The 19,478-nt window shown below is 66.6% G+C and carries 18 protein-coding genes and 7 pseudogenes; 8 read left to right on the top strand and 17 right to left on the bottom strand.

Going from position 1 to position 19,478, the window contains the following annotated elements:
- Nucleotides 1-274 precede the first annotated feature (274 nt).
- Nucleotides 275-1,534 carry a Tat pathway signal protein gene (locus OG985_RS00485; RefSeq protein WP_371666421.1) on the top strand — a complete coding sequence of 420 codons (1,260 nt, stop codon included), beginning with the start codon at nucleotides 275-277 and terminating at the stop codon, nucleotides 1,532-1,534.
- Nucleotides 1,531-2,091: an N-acetyltransferase gene (locus tag OG985_RS00480; protein WP_371666420.1), complete on the top strand. Its 561-nt coding sequence runs from the start codon at nucleotides 1,531-1,533 to the stop codon at nucleotides 2,089-2,091. Before OG985_RS00485 ends, OG985_RS00480 begins: the two co-directional genes overlap by 4 nt.
- Nucleotides 2,092-2,197: 106 nt before the next feature.
- On the opposite strand, the gene OG985_RS00475 is transcribed toward OG985_RS00480, so the two are convergent.
- From OG985_RS00475 to istA, 6 genes and pseudogenes are all read right to left on the bottom strand, one after another.
- A complete protein-coding gene (locus tag OG985_RS00475; protein ID WP_371666419.1) occupies nucleotides 2,198-2,584 on the bottom strand; it encodes a toxin Doc in 387 nt (128 codons plus the stop codon).
- A gap of 3 nt (nucleotides 2,585-2,587) precedes the next feature.
- Nucleotides 2,588-2,827, bottom strand: coding sequence for an antitoxin MazE7 (locus OG985_RS00470; RefSeq protein WP_371666418.1), 240 nt, complete (start codon nucleotides 2,825-2,827; stop codon nucleotides 2,588-2,590).
- Nucleotides 2,828-3,217: 390 nt separating this feature from the next.
- Nucleotides 3,218-3,349 carry a hypothetical protein gene (locus OG985_RS00465; RefSeq protein ID WP_371666417.1) on the bottom strand — a complete coding sequence of 44 codons (132 nt, stop codon included), beginning with the start codon at nucleotides 3,347-3,349 and terminating at the stop codon, nucleotides 3,218-3,220.
- 89 nt (nucleotides 3,350-3,438) lie between these two features.
- Nucleotides 3,439-4,632 (bottom strand): annotated as a pseudogene (locus OG985_RS00460) (ISAzo13 family transposase); the annotation flags it as partial.
- Nucleotides 4,633-4,677: 45 nt separating this feature from the next.
- Nucleotides 4,678-5,289, bottom strand: coding sequence for an ATP-binding protein (locus tag OG985_RS00455; RefSeq protein ID WP_371666416.1), 612 nt, complete (start codon nucleotides 5,287-5,289; stop codon nucleotides 4,678-4,680).
- A pseudogene (gene istA, locus OG985_RS00450) lies at nucleotides 5,289-6,884 on the bottom strand (IS21 family transposase). Before istA ends, OG985_RS00455 begins: the two are co-directional and overlap by 1 nt.
- A gap of 532 nt (nucleotides 6,885-7,416) precedes the next feature.
- Between istA and OG985_RS00445 the strand changes: the two are divergent.
- Nucleotides 7,417-7,788: pseudogene (locus OG985_RS00445) on the top strand (transposase); the annotation flags it as partial.
- Nucleotides 7,789-7,953: 165 nt separating this feature from the next.
- On the opposite strand, the pseudogene OG985_RS00440 reads toward OG985_RS00445, so the two are convergent.
- From OG985_RS00440 to OG985_RS00415, 6 genes and pseudogenes are all read right to left on the bottom strand, one after another.
- Nucleotides 7,954-8,154 (bottom strand): annotated as a pseudogene (locus OG985_RS00440) (DUF6262 family protein); the annotation flags it as partial.
- 81 nt (nucleotides 8,155-8,235) lie between these two features.
- Nucleotides 8,236-8,982, bottom strand: coding sequence for a tyrosine-type recombinase/integrase (locus OG985_RS00435; protein ID WP_371666415.1), 747 nt, complete (start codon nucleotides 8,980-8,982; stop codon nucleotides 8,236-8,238).
- Nucleotides 8,972-10,042, bottom strand: a complete 1,071-nt coding sequence (locus tag OG985_RS00430; RefSeq protein ID WP_371666414.1) for a hypothetical protein — start codon at nucleotides 10,040-10,042, stop codon at nucleotides 8,972-8,974. Before OG985_RS00430 ends, OG985_RS00435 begins: the two co-directional genes overlap by 11 nt.
- Nucleotides 10,043-10,244: 202 nt before the next feature.
- Nucleotides 10,245-10,421 (bottom strand): hypothetical protein, encoded by a 177-nt coding sequence (locus tag OG985_RS00425; protein WP_371666413.1) that lies wholly within the window; start codon nucleotides 10,419-10,421, stop codon nucleotides 10,245-10,247.
- A 7-nt stretch (nucleotides 10,422-10,428) separates the two neighbouring features.
- The gene (locus tag OG985_RS00420; protein WP_371666412.1) at nucleotides 10,429-11,067 is read right to left on the bottom strand and encodes a tyrosine-type recombinase/integrase; all 639 of its coding nucleotides are present in this window, start codon (nucleotides 11,065-11,067) and stop codon (nucleotides 10,429-10,431) included.
- Nucleotides 11,068-11,120: 53 nt separating this feature from the next.
- Complete coding sequence (locus tag OG985_RS00415; protein ID WP_371666411.1) at nucleotides 11,121-11,522, bottom strand: site-specific integrase; 402 nt, start codon at nucleotides 11,520-11,522, stop codon at nucleotides 11,121-11,123.
- A 101-nt stretch (nucleotides 11,523-11,623) separates the two neighbouring features.
- Here OG985_RS00415 and OG985_RS00410 point away from each other — a divergent pair, with 101 nt between their 5' ends.
- Nucleotides 11,624-12,058: a transposase gene (locus OG985_RS00410; RefSeq protein ID WP_371666410.1), complete on the top strand. Its 435-nt coding sequence runs from the start codon at nucleotides 11,624-11,626 to the stop codon at nucleotides 12,056-12,058.
- Here OG985_RS00410 and OG985_RS00405 read toward each other — a convergent pair.
- From OG985_RS00405 to OG985_RS00390, 4 genes are all read right to left on the bottom strand, one after another.
- Nucleotides 12,015-12,566: a hypothetical protein gene (locus OG985_RS00405; protein ID WP_371666409.1), complete on the bottom strand. Its 552-nt coding sequence runs from the start codon at nucleotides 12,564-12,566 to the stop codon at nucleotides 12,015-12,017. The two genes, OG985_RS00410 and OG985_RS00405, sit on opposite strands and share 44 nt — an antisense overlap.
- Nucleotides 12,567-12,683: 117 nt before the next feature.
- On the bottom strand, nucleotides 12,684-13,958 hold the full coding sequence (locus tag OG985_RS00400) for an MFS transporter (RefSeq protein WP_371666408.1): 1,275 nt from the start codon (nucleotides 13,956-13,958) through the stop codon (nucleotides 12,684-12,686).
- Entirely contained in the window at nucleotides 13,955-14,353 is a 399-nt protein-coding gene (locus OG985_RS00395) for a hypothetical protein (RefSeq protein ID WP_371666407.1), read from the bottom strand. The genes OG985_RS00400 and OG985_RS00395 overlap by 4 nt, the downstream gene beginning before the upstream one ends.
- On the bottom strand, nucleotides 14,296-14,613 hold the full coding sequence (locus OG985_RS00390) for a transposase (protein WP_371666406.1): 318 nt from the start codon (nucleotides 14,611-14,613) through the stop codon (nucleotides 14,296-14,298). The genes OG985_RS00395 and OG985_RS00390 overlap by 58 nt, the downstream gene beginning before the upstream one ends.
- Nucleotides 14,614-15,065: 452 nt before the next feature.
- Here OG985_RS00390 and OG985_RS00385 point away from each other — a divergent pair.
- A pseudogene (locus tag OG985_RS00385) lies at nucleotides 15,066-15,140 on the top strand (IS6 family transposase); the annotation flags it as partial.
- Between the two features lie 29 nt (nucleotides 15,141-15,169).
- Here OG985_RS00385 and OG985_RS00380 read toward each other — a convergent pair.
- Nucleotides 15,170-16,413: pseudogene (locus OG985_RS00380) on the bottom strand (IS256 family transposase).
- A 161-nt stretch (nucleotides 16,414-16,574) separates the two neighbouring features.
- On the opposite strand from OG985_RS00380, the pseudogene OG985_RS00375 reads away from it, so the two are divergent.
- From OG985_RS00375 to OG985_RS00365, 3 genes and pseudogenes are all read left to right on the top strand, one after another.
- A pseudogene (locus tag OG985_RS00375) lies at nucleotides 16,575-17,028 on the top strand (IS6 family transposase); the annotation flags it as partial.
- Nucleotides 17,029-17,291: 263 nt separating this feature from the next.
- Nucleotides 17,292-18,719, top strand: coding sequence for an IS1380 family transposase (locus OG985_RS00370; RefSeq protein WP_371666405.1), 1,428 nt, complete (start codon nucleotides 17,292-17,294; stop codon nucleotides 18,717-18,719).
- A gap of 559 nt (nucleotides 18,720-19,278) precedes the next feature.
- Nucleotides 19,279-19,440, top strand: a complete 162-nt coding sequence (locus tag OG985_RS00365) for a hypothetical protein (RefSeq protein ID WP_371666404.1) — start codon at nucleotides 19,279-19,281, stop codon at nucleotides 19,438-19,440.
- Nucleotides 19,441-19,478: the final 38 nt, after the last annotated feature.

Below are 19,478 nucleotides of genomic sequence, written 5' to 3'. Positions count from 1 at the left end.
GAGCGACCTTGAAGCGCGCTTGCATCACTTCGCCGCTGCAGTGGGGTGCCGCGCGAGGCGTCCGTACGGATGTCGTCATCATCACGTCCTCTGGGGGCAGGAGAGGGTGCAGAGGCGACTTGCCCCGCCACGCCTGCTTGCTTACGTGTAGTCAGACAACCGCTGTGCAAGGGGTCGTGTGGATGCCGTATAGGCCGGGACTTGTCTGCAACCCCTCTGCCGTTTTGACGCTCTCTTTAATCTTCGCTGTGGCGAGGAGACCTAACGTTTTGACATGCCGGAAGCACGGAACGACACGTTCGCATCGTGGCTGCACGAGCACGGAGTGCCAGTGGGGGAGCTAACGTCCCTGGTCAACACGGCAATCAGTGATCTGACAGGTCGCTACGGAACAGTGCACGACCGGCACATCTACAAGCTGCTTAGCGGGGAGCACCGGTCGCCCAATGCACTGATGAAGGCAGCGCTCCACAAAGTGACGGGCCGAACAGCCGCAGAGTTAGGCTTCGTTCCCCGGGGAAAGCAGAACTCAGATTCCCCAGCACCCGAGGACGACCCCGTGTATCGACGCGCTTTCCTGGCCGCGGCCACCGCCGCAGGCGCTTCACTGACCGCGCCCTCCGCCACGCAACGCCGGCTTGGATCGGCCGACGTGGACCGGATGAATGCCAAGTTGGCGGCCGTCGTCAGTATGGATAACAAGTACGGGGGCACGGCGGAGCTCCAACGGCACGCCGCCGGGCTCGCCGAGGAGACTGTGCGCCTGCAGAACTCTCATGCCGCATCCAACCGCATTCGGTCCGAGCTGTACGGTGTCGCGGCCGCATTCACGGCGAGCGCCATGTGGGCCGCTATCGACGGCCGGCGCCTCGACGAGGCAGAGCCCTACCTCAACCAGGCCGTCACTCTTGCTGGCCTGGCCAACAACCGTCACGTCCTCTTCCGGGTATGGGGCCATGCCGGGATCATGTACCGGCACCTTGGCCGTCCCGCCGATGCCATTGCTGCCGCTGAAGCGGCCCGTGCGACGTCTATCACTCGCAGTGACCCGCTGTACGCTTCTCTGGCGCTGGCGCGACTCGCGACCTTCCACGCCGACGCGGGAGACGAGCGCAGTGCGCTCCGGTCGATCAGTCTCGCGCAGGCCAGCTACAACCGGGCCGACCAGACGAAGCACCGCCCGCCGTGGATGGGCTTCTACGATCAGGCGGAACTCGACAGCCTGGCCACCTTCGCTCACCTGCGGCTCATGAAGTGGGAGGACGCCGAACGTCACGCACACCGTTGCCTTGCTGCGCTGCAACCTGACCTCGAACGGAACCGCGCCCTGACGCATGCCAACCTGGCCCTCGCCCAGCTCGGTCAGGGCGACATCGAGCCAGCCGTCACGGCGGCTCGAACCGTTCCGGCTGGGATGGTTGGGCACGGTCGCATCTCCATGCTCTTGCACAAATTCACCACCCAACTCACGTCCGTGGCGCCGCGCAGTCCAGAGACCACTGCGTGGCTCGAGCACCGGAAGGCAGCCGCATGAACGACAGGATCGCTTACCGTCGGACCCGTGACGTAGAGAAGGTCCGGGAACTCATTGTCGGGATCCACGTCGAAGTGCGTGGAGAGTTCGGGCTGATGGATCGGCCCTTCTACCAGCGTGAGCGGTTCAACGAGCGGCTGACGGCGTACTCGTCCCGCCCCGGCTGGGAGGCCGTCGTCGGATATCAGGGCGAGGAACCAGTCGGATACGTCTTCGCCGTGCCGCTCGGCGAGGACACCGGATGGTGGTCTGCCGAACGCGAGCCCCTCGCCGCCAAGTACGTGACGGAAGACGGCACGAGGACCCTGGCCCTCAACGAGATACTCGTACGCCGACAGTGGCGGGGAGCCAAGGGCAAGGGGGCTGCGCATGCCCTGCACGAGGAGCTGCTGTCGCAACGCCAAGAGAAGCGCGTCACACTGCTGGTCAATCCAGCGCTTTCCGAGGGGCGCCTCAAGGTTGTGTACGAGTCCTGGGGCTACAAGCAGATCGGTACTCAGCAGCCGTTCGACGACTCGCCGGTCTTCGCGACGATGATGCGGGACCCGCTGCGTTAGCGACAGGCTCCTTCTCGAGTGGGTCTCTCTTGTCAGCCGCGGCTGCCTCTTCCCCGGCGCGTGCCTTCTTCACCGCGGCATGCCAGGGATGGTAGGGCAGCCGGAGTCAGCTGGAGGGTTGGCGCAGGGATCGGAGCCGCTCGGCGATGTCGTACGAGTCGAGCTGCAGGGCACGGATGTCCGCGATCAGTTTGCGCCACTCCTCGAACTTCGTGTTCACTCGCTCCCCGTGCAGGCCCAGGTAGGCGACGGCCACACCGAAGCCGTACAGCTCGTTGCGGGTGGGCAGCGGGCGCAGCAGGATGCACTCCTCCAGCATCACCGCTGCCCGCCAGAATGCGTCGGGCTGGTGCTGGTCATGGCGGGGTGGGTCGACCTTGTGTCGGGCCGCAAGGCCTACGAACACGGAGTAGTCGTTGACCGAGAGGTCGTCCAGCAGCTCCGCTTGCCGTTCCAGGAACCACCGGTAATCGACGTAGTACTCGGCAGGCACTGGTCAGGCTGCCCGAGGGGCGTGCTCGGCTTGCGCCGGGCCGCCGTACTCGGCGTCGAAGGCCGCGACCGTGTCCGGGTCGCCGGTCACCCGGCGGAAGATCTCGGCGCCATCGGCCAGCGCACGCTCGCGCCGCTTCTCGTCGGCTACCTGGGCCAGATAGCCGTCGAGCGGCAGTCCAGCCGCGTCGGCTAGGGACTGCAGCGCATCCCGGGTGGTGTCGTCAATCTCGATGCCAGCCATGCGTCGAGTATGCCGCGTACCGCCCTCCTCAGAGTACCCACTGGGGAGAGTGGCCTGGACCTGCATCTTTATGACTCCGTCGTCTCCGGCGTCCAGCGGGTCGCCGGCACCCGGCGGACGGCCCGCACATCCTCTCGAATCCCGGCGAAGCGTCACTTGCCCCTGTGACTGGCATTCGTTTTGGTGGTGAAGGCCGGTGGGATACACCCATACTCGGTAGTGTTGACTACTTTCCGCTACCGTCAGTCACATGAGATAGCGCTGCTGGAGGATCTCGCGTGCCGGGTCGCCCGGGCCGTTGAGGAGCTCGGTCATGAGCTGCTGTGAACGATCACGTAATTCCCCGGGCCCGGCGTCACGTAATTCCCCAGGTCCTGGCCCTGTCCATGTCTACTTGATCGAGGGCTTGTTTGTCTTGTCGGTGCCCGCTCGGGGGCGCTTGTTGGGCCGGTAGCTGGGGCCGTTCATGATGACCTGGTGGCTGGTGTTGATCAGCCGGTCCAGGAGCGACTCGGCGACCACGGGGTTGGGGAAGAGCGGATACCAGTCGCTGGGTGCCCGGTTGGGGCTCAGTGTGATTTAACGTCTGCGGGTTCGGGAGTGTCGGCGGGTGGGCTGATGGTGTAGTTCCACTGGCCGTGGGTTTCGTGACGGGTCAGCGGGAGGGCCTTCATGGCCTTGTCGCTGATCTTGATGCCTGTGGGGTAGACACCGGTGTCCAGGGCCGCGGACACGGTCAGGCCGGTCTCGGTCGTCGTCGCACCGATCAGGGAAACGGCGGCCTCGTGGCTGGTCAGTGGTGTCCCGCGCCAGTTCATGGTGATTGCGGAGAACAGCCGGTGCTCTATGCGATTCCACTTCGAAGTACCCGGCGGCAGGTGCAGCACGGTGATCGACAGGCCGGTCTCGGCGGCGAGGGCAGCCAGCCCGGTCTTCCAGGCCCGTAGTCGGCTGCCGTTGGATCCGCCGCTGTCCGCGGTGATCGTCAGTGTCGTGGCCTGCGGATATGCGGCCCGGCCGACGTTGTTCCACCAGGTCCGCAGGGTGTTCACGGCGAACGCGGCGGTGTCGTGATCCATGCCGACGCTGACCCAGCCGGCGTTGGCGCCGATGTCGTAGACGCCGTAGGGGATGGCTTTGCCGGCCGGTCCGGGGAAGTCGTGGACGTTGACCTTCACCGGGTCCCCAGGCGGTCGCCATTCCTTGCCGACGTTCTTGAAGTTCCCGATCAGTTCCTTTTTCTTGCAGTCCACGGACACGACGGGCTGTCCGGCAGCGAGGGCCGCCCTGACCTGATCGTTGAGGTAGCGGAACTGGGCGTCGCGGTCGGGGTGCTGCTTGCCCTCGACGGTTTTGGCGTTGCCCTGCAAGGAGTAGCCGGCCTCGTGCAGCAGTCGGGCCACGACGTTCTCGGTGCACCGGTGTCCCCGATTGACCAGCTCGGCAACCAGGTGCGACAGCGATTTCGTGGTCCAGCGCAGCGGGTTCATCGGATCACCACGAGTCTCCGGCTCGACCAGGGCATCCAGGTCCACGGCCAGTTGCGGGTCCAGGACCTCGGCCCGTCTGCGGCCGCCTCCCGGCCCCCGGGACCGCCCGACCGCCAGCGGCTGCGGATCGTCCAGTTCCCCGCGGCCCCGTCGGATCGTGTCCTGGGACACCCCGGTCGCCTCACAGACGATCCGTGCACCGCCGCCACCCAGCTCACGAGCCTCGTTGCCGAGCCACAACCGTCGCTGCCGCTCGGTCAGGTGATCCCGGATCGCCTCGTAGCGCCGGGCCAGGGACTCCATATCGATCGGCATAGCAGGAAACGTACGCGCCGCGCGACTGATTCATAACTTGTTTCGCTACGAGCCCTTACTGGTCAGGATCAACGACCGGCCCTGGCGGTCGCTGACCAGTTCGTAGAGGTCGTCGGCCTGGGCCGCGGTGAGCTGGCGCATCGCGAAGTCGTCGAGGATGAGCACGTCGGGACGTACCAGCTCGCGCAAGTGTCGGTCCCAGGTGCGGTCCGCGTGGCCACCGGCCAGGTCCGCCAGGATGCGGCTGGTCTTGGCGAAGCGGACATTCGCGCCCTGCCGGATCGCCAGATGCCCCAGCGCCTGGGCGACGTGTGTCTTCCCGACACCGACCGGCCCGAACAAAATGACGGACTCTCCGGTGTGCAGCCAGCGCAAGGCCGCCAGGTCGCGGATCTGGGCGGCCGGGAGTTTCGGCGAGGCCGAAAAATCGAACTCCTCCAGGGTGACCTGATGCTCGAACTTCGCCCGGAGCAGGCGGCGTTGGAACGCGACGGTGTCTCGGCGGGTGATCTCATCCTGGCAGAGCGTCTGGAGGAATTCCAGGTGTCCGAGCTCGCCGCCGTGAGCCTGGGCGAGGCGGGCGTCCAGGGTTTCCAGCATGCCGGAGAGCTTCAGCGCGCGGAGCGCGTCGCGCAGGGCGGTGTCCATGATGCTCATCACGCGACTCCTTCTTCGTGACGGTGGTCATCACGGCCGGCGTTCGTCATGTCGGGGGTCGCCGCGGTCGCGAAGAGCCGCTTGGGGCCGTGCAGGAACGCGGCGGCTCCGCCGTCGCCGGAGCTCTCGGGTGCGGGTTCGGTCTCGGTGCCGGCGATGAGGATGCCCTTGATGGTGCGGTAAGACGGGTCGCCGACCGTGCTGGCCTTGGCGCAGGCGGCCTCCAGCCGGGCATCGCCGTAACTTCTTGCGCAGGCCGAGGACTCCCTGGGCGGCGCGGAGCCGGTAGAGCGCGTTGATCTCCAGCAGCCCGTCGATCACCTCCTTTCCTTGCAGGCGGCGCCGACCTGCGCGGACTGGGTGCGGCACCAGGCAGGGGTCCGCATAGGGAAAGCGATTTTCTCCGGCGGGTAGTCGCCGTGGTGGGTGCGTTTGCCCTGCTCAAGTGCCGCGTGGGTCTTGACCAGTTCGCCGTCGTGGAAGATCTACACGAAGGCGGCCGTGGAGCGGACGTCGACGCGGGCGCCGATGAGTTTCCAGGGCACCGAGTAGAGGGTGCGGCCGGCCTTGATGTGGATGTCCGGGCCGACGGTCGCCGTGCTCCAGCGGGCCAGCACGAACGGCGTCTTCGGCAGCGGCAGCAGGGCGCCGGCCTCGACGGCCTCGAAGACCGACAGCGGAGAGGCCCCGCCCAGCGGCCGGCACTGCCGACGGCCCGCCACCTCGGCGCACCACTTGATGGCCTCGGTCTGCATCTGCTCGATCGAGACGAACTCCCGGCCCCGCCACCACGAGTCACGTATATAGGGCATAGGGCGCTCGACCCGGGGCTTGTCTTTTGGCTTCAGGGCGCGAGCTGGATCTACCAACGCGCCGTAATGGGTGGCGAGTTCGGCATACGCCTTGTTGATTTTCGGGTCGTAGAGGTCGGGCTTGTCCACCCCGGTCTTGAGGTTGTCGGGCACCAGCCGCCGCGGGATGCCGCCGAAGAAGCGAAATGCTTCGACGTGGGCTTCGGTCCAGGCGTCCTGGTCCAGGTGGATCACCGGCCGGACGAACATGTGCCGCGAGCACGGCAGCACCATCACGAACGCCCAGATCCGGTGCCGTTTCCCACTGCGCGGGTTGATCCACTGGCCGAGGAAGCCGTAATCGATCTGGGCCTCCAGCCCCGGCTCGACCTCGTCACGCAGGACGGTGACCTGCGAGCGGCGGGTCTCCTCGGGCAGCGTCGCCGCTATCCACCGCCGCAAGCTGGACACCGACACCGTCAAGGCGTGTTCGTCCCGCAGCCGCTGGTGGATCGTGGAGACGGTCACCGTCCCCAGCAGGCTCTTGATGTAATCACCGTGTTTGTCGATCTCCGGCCAGGTCACCTGCCGCAGCCGGACGTCGCCGAGCTCGGGAAACCAGCCCTTGATCAGCCCGGCCCAGTCCCGCTCGGTCATCGCAGGGCCGCCCGGGGTGATCCCGGCAGCCTCCGCCGGGGCCAGGTACTTCCTGATCGTCTTGCGGTCTACTCCCAGCGACGCGGACAGCTCACTCTTCGAGCGGCCCGCATACCAGTGGACGTAGATCTCGGTCACGTCGACCACGTTGAACGTTCTCCTTGCCATCGTGCGCTTCCCTCGACCTCGAACCACTGATCGAGGAAGCGTGCGTCTTCTCAACGGCCAGGACTATGACCCCCGCCACCCGCGATCCCCCTGGGGAATTACGTGACCGCGAGGGTGGGGAATTACGTGACGCGGCACCCGCCCCACCTGGGGAATTTCGTGATCGCTCACACGACCCGACCTTCAAGGCTTACCACGTCCTCGGCACCTCGATGGACCCCTACGACCCGGTCGCGAACATCACGGCGGCGTGCAACTACGCGGCGGTGAAGTACGGCTCGATCGACAACGTCAACGGCCCCTACTGAGACACGCTCTCGCGGGGGCATGGTCAGGTTGAGTGGAGGCCTCCTCGGCTGGCATGATCGTCCGTCTGGTCGGATCGCCGGGAGGGCTGCTCGTGGACGCGGTGTCGTACCGGGGGTTCCGTTTCCCGCCGGAGGTTCATCTCCCACTATGTGTGGCTGTACCACCGGTTCAGCCTGCGCCTGGCGCGACGTCGGGGGAGTTGATGCTCGAGCGTGGTATCGAAGTCAGCCGCGAGACGATCCACCAGTGGACGCGCCGGTTCCCGCCTGTGCCGCCGCGCTGCGTCCGGGCCGCCCGGGGCAGGGCGACAAGTGACGTGGACCGTACCGGGGTTCAGTGGCGCTACCTTCCGCACGACTTTCCCCACTGGAACACGGTCTACGGCTACTTCGCCAGGTGGCAGCAGGAAGGCGTGTTCGCCCAGCTCAACGGCCTGCTCAGGCAACTCTTACGGCAGAAGGAAGGACGGGAGGCCGAACCGTCGGCCTGCGTGATCGACGCGCAGAGCGTGAAAACCTCCACCCGCGTGCTTGCCTCCGGCGGCATCGACGCCGGGAAGAAGATCGTCGGGCGTTATCTTGAGCCCGCTGATCTTGTAGGTGCCTGACCTGGTGCGTTGTGTGGAGGACGCTGTCCTTGACGGTCTCCTCAGCACGGTCCCATGACGGCAGAAGATTTCTTGTTCGGCATCACGCAACTCCCGGTTCTCGGCCTCCAGTTGTCGGTTGCGCTCGGTGGCAGCCTCCAAACGTCGCAGAAGGGAGGCGTCGGAGGCTCGTTGCCGGTCTGGAACCGGCCGGGCCGCGGGGATCGGCCGGCGGCCGGCGCGGAGTCGCTCGAGCTCGGCTCTCAGGTCCGCCTGGTTGTAGAGCCAGGACCGGGAGACGCCCGCTTCGCGGGCGACGGTCTCGAAGGTGATCGCGGTGCCGGTGGCGTCCATCCGCAGCAGGAAGCGGCGACCGCCCGTCGGCGGGTCGCCGCGGATCGGCGACGGGCCGCGTCGACGATCAGGTGGGAGTTGTCAGCCGGCATCCGCGGTCTCCTCGCCCTCGCCGTGACCTTCTTCCATCTCGCCGATCATGCGGTCGAGGTTGTCGGCGACCTGTTGGTTCATCTCGGTCATGCGGCTGTGACCACAGCTCTTTGCGTTGTCGATCAACGTCAGGGTGCGGGTGCGCTGTTCGCGGAGCTCCGGCAGAAACTCCGGCCCGGTGAGGAAGACCGGGCAGGTCAAACAAGCATTGGCGTGTGGGCAGGTCTTCTGAACAGGCAACCCGCAGTAGCCGTTGGGTAGGGTCTGGGTGGCGATGCCGTAGCGCGTCTTGGCCCACTGGGCCTGACCGAGCGGTCCGTCGGGATCAAGGACTACGCGTTCGCCCTTGATGTTGACCTTGGTTGCCTGTTCCCAGTGCCGCCGCACCGTCTGGTCGGTGATCTTGGCGTAGTGCGAGGTCATCTTGTGCGAATCGTGGTCCAGGAGGACGCGGACAACCTCTTGCGGGACGTCTCGGTTGATGAGTCGGCAGGCGAAGGTATGCCGCCATTGATGGGGTGTCAGGTGTACTGGCCGGCCGTGTTCGTCACGCACCTCGCAGGTCTCCAGCCAGCGGCCGAGCATCCGCCGGTAAGTGCCGTCCGCCAGCGGGAGGTTCCCCGAGACGTTGGCGCGTTGGCGGGGAAACAAGCAGACCGTCCCGTCCGGCCACCGGTCCAGCATCCGGCGTTGTTGCTCGCGTATAGCTGCTTCGAGTTCCTCGTCAATGGGCACGGCCGCCCCGCGCCTCATCTTGGTGTTGAAGTAGGGCGCCCTGGCCGTCGTGGAGGAAGCAGTCGAAGTCGAGGGCCAGAGCGCTGGAAATGCGCAGTCCGCAGCGGGTGAGGATGAGGGTGACCAATCGGCCTGCCGCGTCGGGCCAGCGGTCCAGGTTGCCGGGCGACTCGATCTGGGTCATGACGTACTCGGCAAGGCGCCGGTCGACTTGCTCGGGGACCGGCGGGACGTCGCCGACGTAGAAGGCCGCGGTGCCGGACAGGGTCTCCTCCCAGCCGTACTGCCGGATGTTCTGGAAGAACAGGTTGAGCGCGCCGATCCTCGTCTTCTTCATGCTGTGCCCGCCGGGTTGTGACATCACGTGGGCGAGGTAGCGCTCCAGCAGCGGCCGGTTCACTTCGGCGAGCGCATCGACGCCGGCGGACGTGAGGAAACCGCCGAAGCAGATGAGCGCGTCGACCCCGGCGCGGGCCGCACCAATGCTCAACCCGGACGTCAGCCGCAACCTCGTCCATCGTTTGCCCAGCTCACGGAGCCAGAACTGGGGGATGCGGTCGAATCGCAGCCGGGCGCGTGGACAGGGACGTCCAGCCGGGGTGGTGATGCCGGGCAGTTTGTGGAGCCGCCACACATCTCTGGGGTACTCGATCCCCCAGCCAGTTCCGTCGCGCAGGGCCTCCAGCCCGTCACGGGCGTCGAGGAGGAACAGAGCCGACTCGTCGGCCTGGGCCCCGACCTTTTGGCGCCGCTGCTGTTCCGATAGGTCCAGCAGCGAGGCGACCCCGAGTGCCTTGACGCGTCGGACTGCCGGCATGACCAGGCGAGGGGCGGCGATGCGGGAGCGGGCGTCGTGGCGGCATTGCAGCGCGTACTGGATCTCCAGTTTCAGTTGTGGGGCCAGGTCACGCAGATCGATGCTGGCGGTTCCGACCAGTTCGCAGTCGGCGATGAAGTGGTCGGGGTCGGGGCGGCCGTGGCGGTGCCAGCGGTCGTCGTGTCCGTGCAGAAGAGCTTGGCGGGGTTTTCGACCAAGAGGTTGCAGAACGGCAGACGGCACTCGGACGTCGTGGTGTCACGTGGGGCCAGGTCAGGGGCATTCCAGGTGGCCGGGTCGGGCTTGCCGGCCCGGCTCCAACGGTCGTGGTGTTTGGAGCACAAGCCGTTTCTGGCGCGGCGTCCGTAGCGACAGCCGTCGATGACGCAGGCGGCCAGCGATCTGCGGCCTCGGACCGGTGGGCCGGGTTCGGCGAGGAAGTCCGTCATCGGCGGGCGGCCGCGCTTGCGGAACCGGATGTCGTGGGCGTTGCAGAGTCCGCGCCTGGCCGACGCTGCCGTCGGTCGCAGTCCATGACCGCGCACTCGTCGGCGATGAAGACGGGGTCGTCCGGAGCGGGGACGTAGATCTCGGTGCGGAACTCGGATCGGACGACGGCCATGAGCTGCTCAAGCAGCTCGTCCGTCCCGATGCCTTCTCGGCGGGAAGGTGCGGACGCTGGAGGCCGCAGGCTGGTTCACCGGCCGGGAGGTCCGGCTGTGACACTCCTTCACCGTCTCCATCCCGGCCCCGCGGCGAAGCAGCCAGGTGGCGTAGGTGTGGCGGTATGGGTGGGGTTCAAAAGCGATCCCGGTGGCCTTCCGGAGCCGTCTGACCAGGTCATAGACGGCCGGATAGCCCCAGGGGCGGCCGTGGGGTTCGGCGAAGAGGTTCACGAAGACGTAGTCGGAATCCAGGGCGCCGTACTCGCGGTGCAAGCAGTCCGAGTACAGACGCATCAGCTCCGCGCTCGCCGGAATGCTGCGGGACCGGCCGGCCTTCGCGCGGGCCCGGTTGTCGTTCTGCCGCGGCACCACGGTCACATGCCGTTCGGCGATCGCGATGTCGTCGTGCCGCAGGCCGAGGGCCTCACCGATGCGGACCCCAGTGTCCAGCAGCAGGGCGAACAGCAGCCGGTCCCGCAGGTGTTCGCAGGAGTCCAGGATCTTCTGGACCTGGGCGGCAGTCAGGACGCGGGGGTGCTTCCGTCCGGTCTTGAGTTTGATCGTCCGGGTCCGCTCGGGCTTGCCGGAGGCGATGTGCTGCAAGAACGGCTTGTAGGAGGTGGCCGCCGATCGATGCGGTCCGGCCGGGCGCATCGTCACCAGCAGGTCGGCGACCTCGATGCCGCTGCGGGCGTGGAACTCGTAGAACGTGCTGACCGCGAGAGTTTGCGGTTCACGCTGGAAGCCGTGCAGTGGTACTCGACCGTCGGCAGCACCGCCACCGTCCCGCTCCGGGCTAGGGGCGGCAGCCGAAGCCAGGCCACAAAGGAGCCCGCTGCCTCCAAGTCCACTGATTTCCAGTCCAGTTCACGACCGTCGAGGTAGTACCACCAGTCCTTCAGGTCGTGGGCGTACGCCTTGACGGTGTTCGGCGACCGCTCGATCGCCGTCAGGTAGGCCAGGAACGACTCGACCGGATCGACCGGTCGCAGATCATCCCCCAGCAGCGTCCACGATTCCGTCGTCGACCCGGGTGCCAGCACCCTCTGTACGCGCATCGCGCATTCACCCCTTCCGTGTTGGACAGCAGCAGATAACCGCATCCACGACGGGAGTTGGGGAAACTTCAGAGTGCTTCACGCACATGAAGGACACACTCGTGCGGGCTCAAGATAACGGGCGCAAGCGGCACGTCGTGGTCGACACGCTCGGCCAGCTGCTGGGGGTGATGGTCACCGCCGCGGACACTGGCGGCCGCGCCGCCGCCCGGGTGCTGCTGGAAGAGGTGGCCGACGCGCACCACCGGCTCGCCCTCATCTGGGCCGACGGCGGCTACACCGGCCCCCCCGTCGAGTACTGCCTCACCGCGTTCGCCCTGGTCCTGGCGATCGTCAAGCGCAGCGACGACATGCGCGGCTTCGTGGTGCTGCCCAAGCGGTGGATCGTCGAGCGCCTCTTCGCCCACCTGATGCGCACCCGCCGCCTGGCACGCGACTACGAACGCCGCACCACCAGCGCCGAAGCGGTGATCTACTGGTCGATGATCCTGCTCATGACCCGCCGCCTGGCCCGGCCACGGTCTGCGCGAGGGTGAATCTGCCCGGCGCGGGCTCGGCCAGCCAGCCGCGCGCGACCAGGCGTTTCGCCGTCGACCGCAGCGCCTCCATGCGTGCCGGCACCGCGTCCATGCCGAACGCCGCGGCCCTCTCCTGGCAGGTCAGCGGCCCTTGATGGAGCCGGTGCCGGTCCGCGAGCACCTGCAGGATGCGCTGGTAGTCCACCGACAGCACCGACCAGGCCAGCCCCTCACGCCACACCGGCACCTGCGGCTTCATATTCGCCGCATCCGGCACCTGCGACGTCTTTCCGGCCTGCTCCCCGGCGGCCGACGCGGTCCCCTCGACCCGGGCGCGGTCCTGCCCGCTCTCGTCCGCCGGGGCCAGCACCTCACCGACCCGCGAGCAGGCGATGGCCCACTCCTTCCATTCCCGCTCGGCCACGGCCAACTCGGCCTGGATACGGTCGGCCTCCTCCCGTAGCTCGTCTACACGACGGCGAGCACCCAGCTCACGCTGTTCCAACAGCCCGACCACCGACGGCATCCACGACCTCCCAGGGAGCGACAGCACGACAGGCCACTACTCCCACCGAATCACCGACCCCACGCCCGACCAGCAAAAACGCGGCGATCACGTCCGGAAAGCCAACAGCTTCTGAGGTCATTCGGCGGTCTGGGTAAGACTGCTGGAGTGGGCGGATCGCTGGCTGGCTTTGAGGAACAGAACAGCGCTGAGGGCGCCCAGGGCGGTGCAGAGGCCCCACCAGGGGATGAGGCCGACGGCGGTGAGAGCCAGTCCGGCGGTGGCCGGGGCGATGAGGCCAGCTGCCGAGGTAGTGGAGGCGGCGATGCCCTGGTAGTAGCCGTGGCGGCCGTCAGGGGTCAATCTGGCGGTGAGGGTCGCGAAGGCGGGGGTATAAAGCATTTCGCCCACCGTCCACACCACGACGGTGAGGGTGTAGGTCGAAGCCGTGTCGGCCAGGGCGGTGAGTCCGAAGCCGAGACCTACTAGTGCGCCGGCGACAGCGAGGATGCGGTTTTCGTTCTTTCCGGTCAGCCAGCGGGTCAAGGGGACTTGCAGGGCGATGATGAGCACACCGTTGACGGCCAGGGTGGTGCCGTAGACGGTGCTGCTCAGGCCGTCGGCCTGCAGGGAGACCGGGAGGGTCACGGAAGCCTGCTTGAACAGCAGGCACACCAGGAAGGAGCCGATGAGCGCATACGGCAGACTCCCGCAGCGCCAGGCCGCAGGAGACCGGCGCGGGAGGGCACTTGGGTCGGGAGGCGCTGCTTGGCCAGGTTGCGCTGGCCTGTGGACGGCCGACGCCGCAGCTGCGGCGTCGGGCATGGGGGGAGGGTGGCCTTGTGGGATCCGGTAGCCGAACAGGGCGCAGGCGGCGGTGATGGCAGCGCTGCCGGTGAAGAGCCAGGCGCTGTGGTGGTCGATGAGGACGCCGGTGGCGAGGGGGGCCACGCCGTAGCCGATATTGGTGGCCCAGTAGGTGTAGGAGAAGGCTTTCAGACGCTGGGCGGCAGGCACGATGTTGGTGATCATCGCGGTGCGGGCGGCACGGGCGGTGCTGGTGGTGAGCCCAGCCAGGCCCGCGCAGGTGACGATGAGCCAAGGGTGACGGACGTGGCCGAGGGCCAGCAGGGCTGCGGCGCTGGGTAGTTGGGCAGTCAACATTATGGGGCGGGGGCCGAAGCGGTCGGCGAGGATGCCACCCAGGGGCGCGGCGAGGGTGCCAGCGCCGAAGCAGGTGATAGCCAGGCCGGCGAAGACGGGGCTGTGACCGAGGCTTTCGGTGAGGTAGGGCGTGAGGAATAGGACGATGAAGCCGCCCAGGGCGGTGAGCAGGGATAGGGTCCACAGCTGCCAGTAGGAGCGTGGCAGCCGGTCCGTTGCTTGGACGGGTGAGGGCTGGATCGACGTCACAACGGGGTGGTTGCCTGGTGGGCTTGCATCCGCTGCCAGACGTTGGTGGTTTCGAACACGAACGGCTCAGCCGTTACGTCTGTAGTCCGCTCTCGGGGACGGGCGAGCAGGTGGAGCGCTTTGCCATTGCTTTTGAGATCCGGGCGCTCGGTGCCGATGGACTCCCACAGCCGGTCGGCCTCCTCGGACGGCAGGCCGTCGGCTTGTGCCTGGTGCAGGTGCCGGGGCCAGTTGCCGTCGGGCCAGGAAGCGTCCATGGCTCTATGCACCTGCCATGCCCTGCTGTTGGCGCTGATCAGCCCTGCCGCCTCTGCCCGGTGCAGCCGGTAGCGCATGTTCACCATGGCTTCGGAGACGGGCCGGTAATCGTACTCGGCTGCGGCATACGCCAGCACGACTTCGTCCGCAGGACTTCATTCGCCCAGAGCAGTTCCCTCACCTCGCGCCGCAGCTGGGCGAGTTTCTCCTTTTCCTCGGTGGCGAGCAGGTCGTCCTGCTCACCGGTGTTGGCCTCGGCCTGCCGGATCCAGCCGCGCAAGGCCTCGTGATGCAAGCCGAGTTTTTCGGCTATACAGCGGATGACCGGCTTCGGCTCGGCAGCGCGGTACATCCGCACCGCACGCTCAGGCAACTCCAGCGGGTACGGGGCAGGCATCGCCTGGGCTCCTCTCATGCAACCCATCCGCCTCTCTGCCAACGCCTGCCGCAACTCGGGGGAACCTCAAGGCGTTGCCCGTGGCGACACTGTTGACCTTGAGCTTCAGCACTGGCCTCGGGGTTGTCTCCACCCCAACACGCCCCGCCGCAACTTGGCTGAGCAATCACTACTTGCTTCTATACGCGGGGCTGCCCGGTTTCGATCGGATCTGTAAGAGCGACCGAGGATAGGTGACACTTCAGGCGACGGGTTTGGGGCGGGTGTCCTATAGGTAGCGGTTTCGGGCCTGTTGGATGAGGCAACGCATGGTGACGAACGTGGCGGCGAGGTAGAGGTAGAACTCGACGTGGAGCTGTCACGTTGGCTGGCCGGTGCGGGATGATCATGCTCGGGAGGGGGCTTGCCGTGGGAAGCGCGTTGCCGTCGTTTACCGGGGGCACCGGTATCCAGTGGAGATCATCTCCCACTGTGTGTGGCTGTACTTCCGGTTCCCGCTGAGCTTCCGCGAGGTCGAGGAGCTGATGGGTCACGTCCCCTGTGATGGTGTAGGCGATCAATCCTCCGTAGTGTTCGGGGTGTTGGGGAGTGCATGGGTGGTGTGGTCGGCGTGTTCGGCGGCGTAGATGGCAGTCATGCTGCCTTCGGACAGGTAGCGGCGGGGGAAGGCGATCCATTCGTCGTGCATCTCGCTGAGCACGGCGGTGACCAGCCGCTCGAGGGCGGCCGGGTTGGGGAAGACCTGCACGACGTCGGTGCGGCGCTTGATCTCGCGGTTGATCCGCTCCAGGGGATTTGAAGACTGGATCTTCTTCCAATGCGAGATGGGAAAGGCAGCGAAGGCGGTCAGGTCCTCCTTGGCGTCCAGGAGCATCTGCCTGACCTTGGGAAACTGCTGCCCGAGCATGTCGGCCACCGCATCGAGTTGGTGATGGACGGCTTCGGCGGTGGGCTGGATGAAGATGGTGCGGATGGTCGCCGCGACCATTTCCCCGGATTCCTTGGGGATCACGGAAAACACATTCCTCAAGAAATGGACACGACAACGCTGCCAGGCGGCACCGAGCATGACCTTGCGGATCGCTGCCACCAGGCCGCTGTGACTGTCGGAGATGACCAGACGGACCCCGCCCAGGCCGCGTTCGCGCAAGGAGCGCAGGAACTCGCTCCAGAACGCTTCGGTCTCGCTGTCACCGACCATCACACCCAGCACCTCACGGCCGCCGTCCTCACTGATGCCGGTGGCGATGACCACGGCCTGGGAGACGATCCGGTGGTTCACGCGCACCTTGCAGTAGGTGGCGTCCAGGTAGAGGTAGGGGAAGCGGCTGTGATCCAGGGGCCGGCCGCGGAAGACCGTGAGCTGTTCGTCCAGGTCACCGCAGATCCGTGAGACCTCGCTCTTGGAGATTCCGCTGTCCGCGCCGAGCGCCTTGACCAGGTCGTCGACCGAGCGGGTGGACACCCCGTGCACGTATGCCTCCATGATGACGGCGTAGAGCGCCTGGTCGATGCGGCGCCGCCGTTCCAGCAGGCTGGGAAGAAGCTGCCGCTGCGCAGCTTCGGTATCGCCAGGTCCAGATCGCCGGCCTGGGTGGCCAAGGTCTTCTCCCGGTGGCCGTTGCGGAAGGCGGTGCGGGCTTCGGTGTGCTCGTTCCACTGGGCGCTGATCCGGCCGCTGAGCTCGGCCTCGATCAGCTCTTGCAGCATGCGCTCGGCGACGTTGCGGACGAGCTCGATCCCGTCCGCCGTGCGTAGTGACTCCAGCAGGCGTTGTAGGTCAGACTGGGACAAGGCCATCGGGCACCTCCAGGGTTGAACTGGCCGTTCACCAGGGAGATTTGCACGGTGGCCTGCCTCATGCGCAGGGAGCGGAGACCGTCACCGGATGCACGCCCCGGGCACCCGCCCGCGCACACCCACACGGTGATCGCCTACACCATCACGCGGGACGCCATCAGCTGATGCTCGAGCGCGGTGTCGTCGTGTCCTACGAGACGGTGCGCCGGTGGTGCCTGAAGTTCGGACAGGCCTACGCGAACGGCCTGCGGCGCCGCCGTCCCCGGCCCGGTGACAAATGGCACCTGGATGAGGTCTTCATCACAATCAACGGGGAGCAGAAGTACCTGTGGCGGGCCGTCGACGCCGACGGCAACGTGCTCGACATTCTTGTCCAGAACCGCCGCGACAAGGCTGCGGCCAGGCGTTTCTTCCGCAAGCTCCTCAAAGGGACCCGCGCGGTGCCGCGGGTGGTCGTCACCGACAAGCTCCGCTCCTACGGCGCCGCCCACCGACAAGCTCCGCTCCTACGGCGCCGCCCACCGCGAGGCGACGCCCTCGGTCGATAGCTCCCACAAGGGACTGAACAACCGGACGGAGAACTCGCACCAGCCGACCAGACAACGCGAACGTGCGATCGCCTGTTGTAGCGCCGATATGTGACATCCAATGAGGAATCCAGCACTAGGCCGGCGAGCGTTTTGCGGCGGGTACGATCCTGACGCCCCATCACAGCGACGCCTATCAGCTTCAACAGCACCGCTGGCGCACCGAACACTAGCCCTGGGTATTCAGCGGAATTGGGTGATCTGACGCCCCGATAGCAGAAAGGTGCCGTTGACCTGCGAGGATGCGAGTGTCTAGGTCGTATCCGCTGCAGAGAGCAAGGCACCTTTCTGGTGGTCGAGAGTACAGGGTGGGACCGTCGGCTGTCCGTGGCGGCTGACGGGAAGAGGCTGGTCGGGCATACCGGGGCGGTGCTGCTGCGCCGGTGCGCAGACCGCACGGGACTGACGGAGGCGCTGGCCGGGGTGCTGCCGTCCGGCACAGTGGCCGGTTGGCGGGACCGCGCAGGGGTGCTGGTGCACCTCGCGGTCGCGATCGTGCTGGGAGCGGCGAACTTCTCGGAAGCCGGGCAACTCCAGTCGTATTACCGGCCGTTGTTCGGGGCTGCGGCCTCGGACTCAACCGCCCGCCGCACGCTGGCCGCCCTTGACGTGGCCACCCTGTCGAAGGTCGCAAAGGCGCGGGCGAGGGTGCGCCGGCACGTGTGGAGCCTGCTGCACCTGCGGCAGGGCGGCTTCCCCTGGCTGACGGTGGCGGGCAAGCGGCTGACCGGCTGGATCGTCATCGACCTTGACGCCACCGTCATCACCGCAGCCTCGAAGAAGACCGGGGCTGCGGTCACCTTCAAAAAGACGTTCGGGTTTCATCCACTGGCCGCGTGGTGCGCGAACACCACCGAATCGCTGGCCATGCTCATGCGACCGGGCAACGCAGGGGCGAACACGGTGGCCGACCACCTCGCCGTGCTCACCGACGCGCTCGCCCAGATCCCCGGCTCCTCCACGGCGAAAATCCTGGTGCGGGTGGACGGGGCCGGCGCTACCCACGGGCTGCTGGAACACCTCGAAGCACTGAACACCACCCGGCGCACGGTCCGCTACACCGTCGGCTGGAAGATCACCGAAGACGACGAGAAGGCCATCGCAAAGCTGCCCGAAAGCGCCTGGGAGACCTCCGTGCACCAGGACGGCAGCCTCCAGGAGGGCTACTTCGTCGCGGAGCTGACCGGGCTGAACACCCGTGAAGGCTGGCCCGAGGGCATGCGGCTGATCGTGCGCCGGGTCAAGCCCACCCGGCGGCACCTGAAGAAACTGACCGCGTTCGAGAAGAAGACCGGCTGGCGCTACTGCATCACCGCCACCAACATCCGCCACATGTGGGGCATCGCCGGCTCGGGCCACAGCCAGTTCCTGGACGTGCTGCACCGCTCGCATGCCGGTGTGGAAGACCGGGTGCGCACCAACAAGGCCATGGGGCTGGACAATTTACCCTCCGCGTCATGGGAGGTGAATCGCGGCTGGATGCTCGCCGCGAACCTCGCGAGTGATCTCGACGCCTGGGTGCGGCTGCTGGCCCTGCACGACAACGAGGGCCTGGCCGACGCCGAGCCGGACACCATGCGCTTCCGCCTCTACCACCTGCCCGCCCGCCTCGCCGACCACGCCCGCCGCCGATGGCTGCGCATCGAGCGGACCTGGCCCTGGGCATCGGCGTTCACTACCTGCTGGCAGCGGCTCACCGCCCTCCCGGCCGTCACCTGACGGCCGGGAACTGCCCCGACGAGGATCAGGAAGGAGGAGCCTCGCAGTCTCCGGGCCCGTGGAACCCGGCGCAGCCGCAGCGTCACGCGACGACCTGTCCTACACCGGCCAAGGACATTACAGGCGAACCGCCGGACCGATCAGCGATCGAACCCCGCTGACGAATCGAGGCTAGCCCCGGGCCACCATCGCCCATTACCGCCGCGACGACCCACTCCCCGCACGACTCCGCCCCTGGAAACACGCCGACCAAGAACGACCACTCACTCAAGATCTGCTGCTGTAGTACTTGAACTCGGCCGTGTACCGCTTACCCGAACTGCTCTTGCTACTCACGTGACTGGACTGCTTACTGCGGGACCACCCCGTCCCAGTATCAACCTGTCCAGATCAACGGGGGACTTCAACACGAAGCGCTCCTGCAGTACCAGACACAGGACGTTAGGAATCACTACGTCAGGTTGGGGCGCCGCTCTGAGTATCAACTACTCAAGCCCTCGCTCACGGGAGGTACATATTATCGTGGAAATGCCAAGCTCTTCAGTAAGGGATTAAGTCTATGAATAGCGGTATGTTTTCCGGAAACTTCGTCCTTGATGAGGCCGCCGTGGAGAAGTTCTCCGATCTGCTGACCGACGAAGGCCCCATGTTTGCAGGTTACCACGCCCTCTCTGAGGGGATCACCGACGTCAACCCGGAGACCCCTACTGTCGCCAACTGATTTATTCGGCGGCCGGTCGTTGTGGAGCACCTAACTGC

The organism is Streptomyces sp. NBC_00289, from assembly GCF_041435115.1.
Taxonomy (GTDB): Bacteria; Actinomycetota; Actinomycetes; order Streptomycetales; family Streptomycetaceae; genus Streptomyces.
The sequence above is the reverse complement of the archived record's forward strand: the minus strand, read 5'-3'. Positions and strand labels throughout refer to the sequence as shown.

Bases quoted from the DNA above. Each gene is read 5' to 3' on its own strand.
- OG985_RS00425 (WP_371666413.1), bottom strand. From the start codon at position 10,421: ATGGCCGTCGTCCGATCCGAGTTCCGCACCGAGATCTACGTCCCCGCT.
- OG985_RS00415 (WP_371666411.1), bottom strand. From the start codon at position 11,522: ATGCGCGTACAGAGGGTGCTGGCACCCGGGTCGACGACGGAATCGTGG.
- OG985_RS00405 (WP_371666409.1), bottom strand. From the start codon at position 12,566: ATGCCGTCGGTGGTCGGGCTGTTGGAACAGCGTGAGCTGGGTGCTCGC.
- OG985_RS00470 (WP_371666418.1), bottom strand. From the start codon at position 2,827: ATGGCTGGCATCGAGATTGACGACACCACCCGGGATGCGCTGCAGTCC.
- OG985_RS00455 (WP_371666416.1), bottom strand. From the start codon at position 5,289: ATGAGCATCATGGACACCGCCCTGCGCGACGCGCTCCGCGCGCTGAAG.
- OG985_RS00390 (WP_371666406.1), bottom strand. From the start codon at position 14,613: ATGCCTGCCCCGTACCCGCTGGAGTTGCCTGAGCGTGCGGTGCGGATG.
- OG985_RS00480 (WP_371666420.1), top strand. From the start codon at position 1,531: ATGAACGACAGGATCGCTTACCGTCGGACCCGTGACGTAGAGAAGGTC.
- OG985_RS00365 (WP_371666404.1), top strand. From the start codon at position 19,279: ATGAATAGCGGTATGTTTTCCGGAAACTTCGTCCTTGATGAGGCCGCC.
- OG985_RS00485 (WP_371666421.1), top strand. From the start codon at position 275: ATGCCGGAAGCACGGAACGACACGTTCGCATCGTGGCTGCACGAGCAC.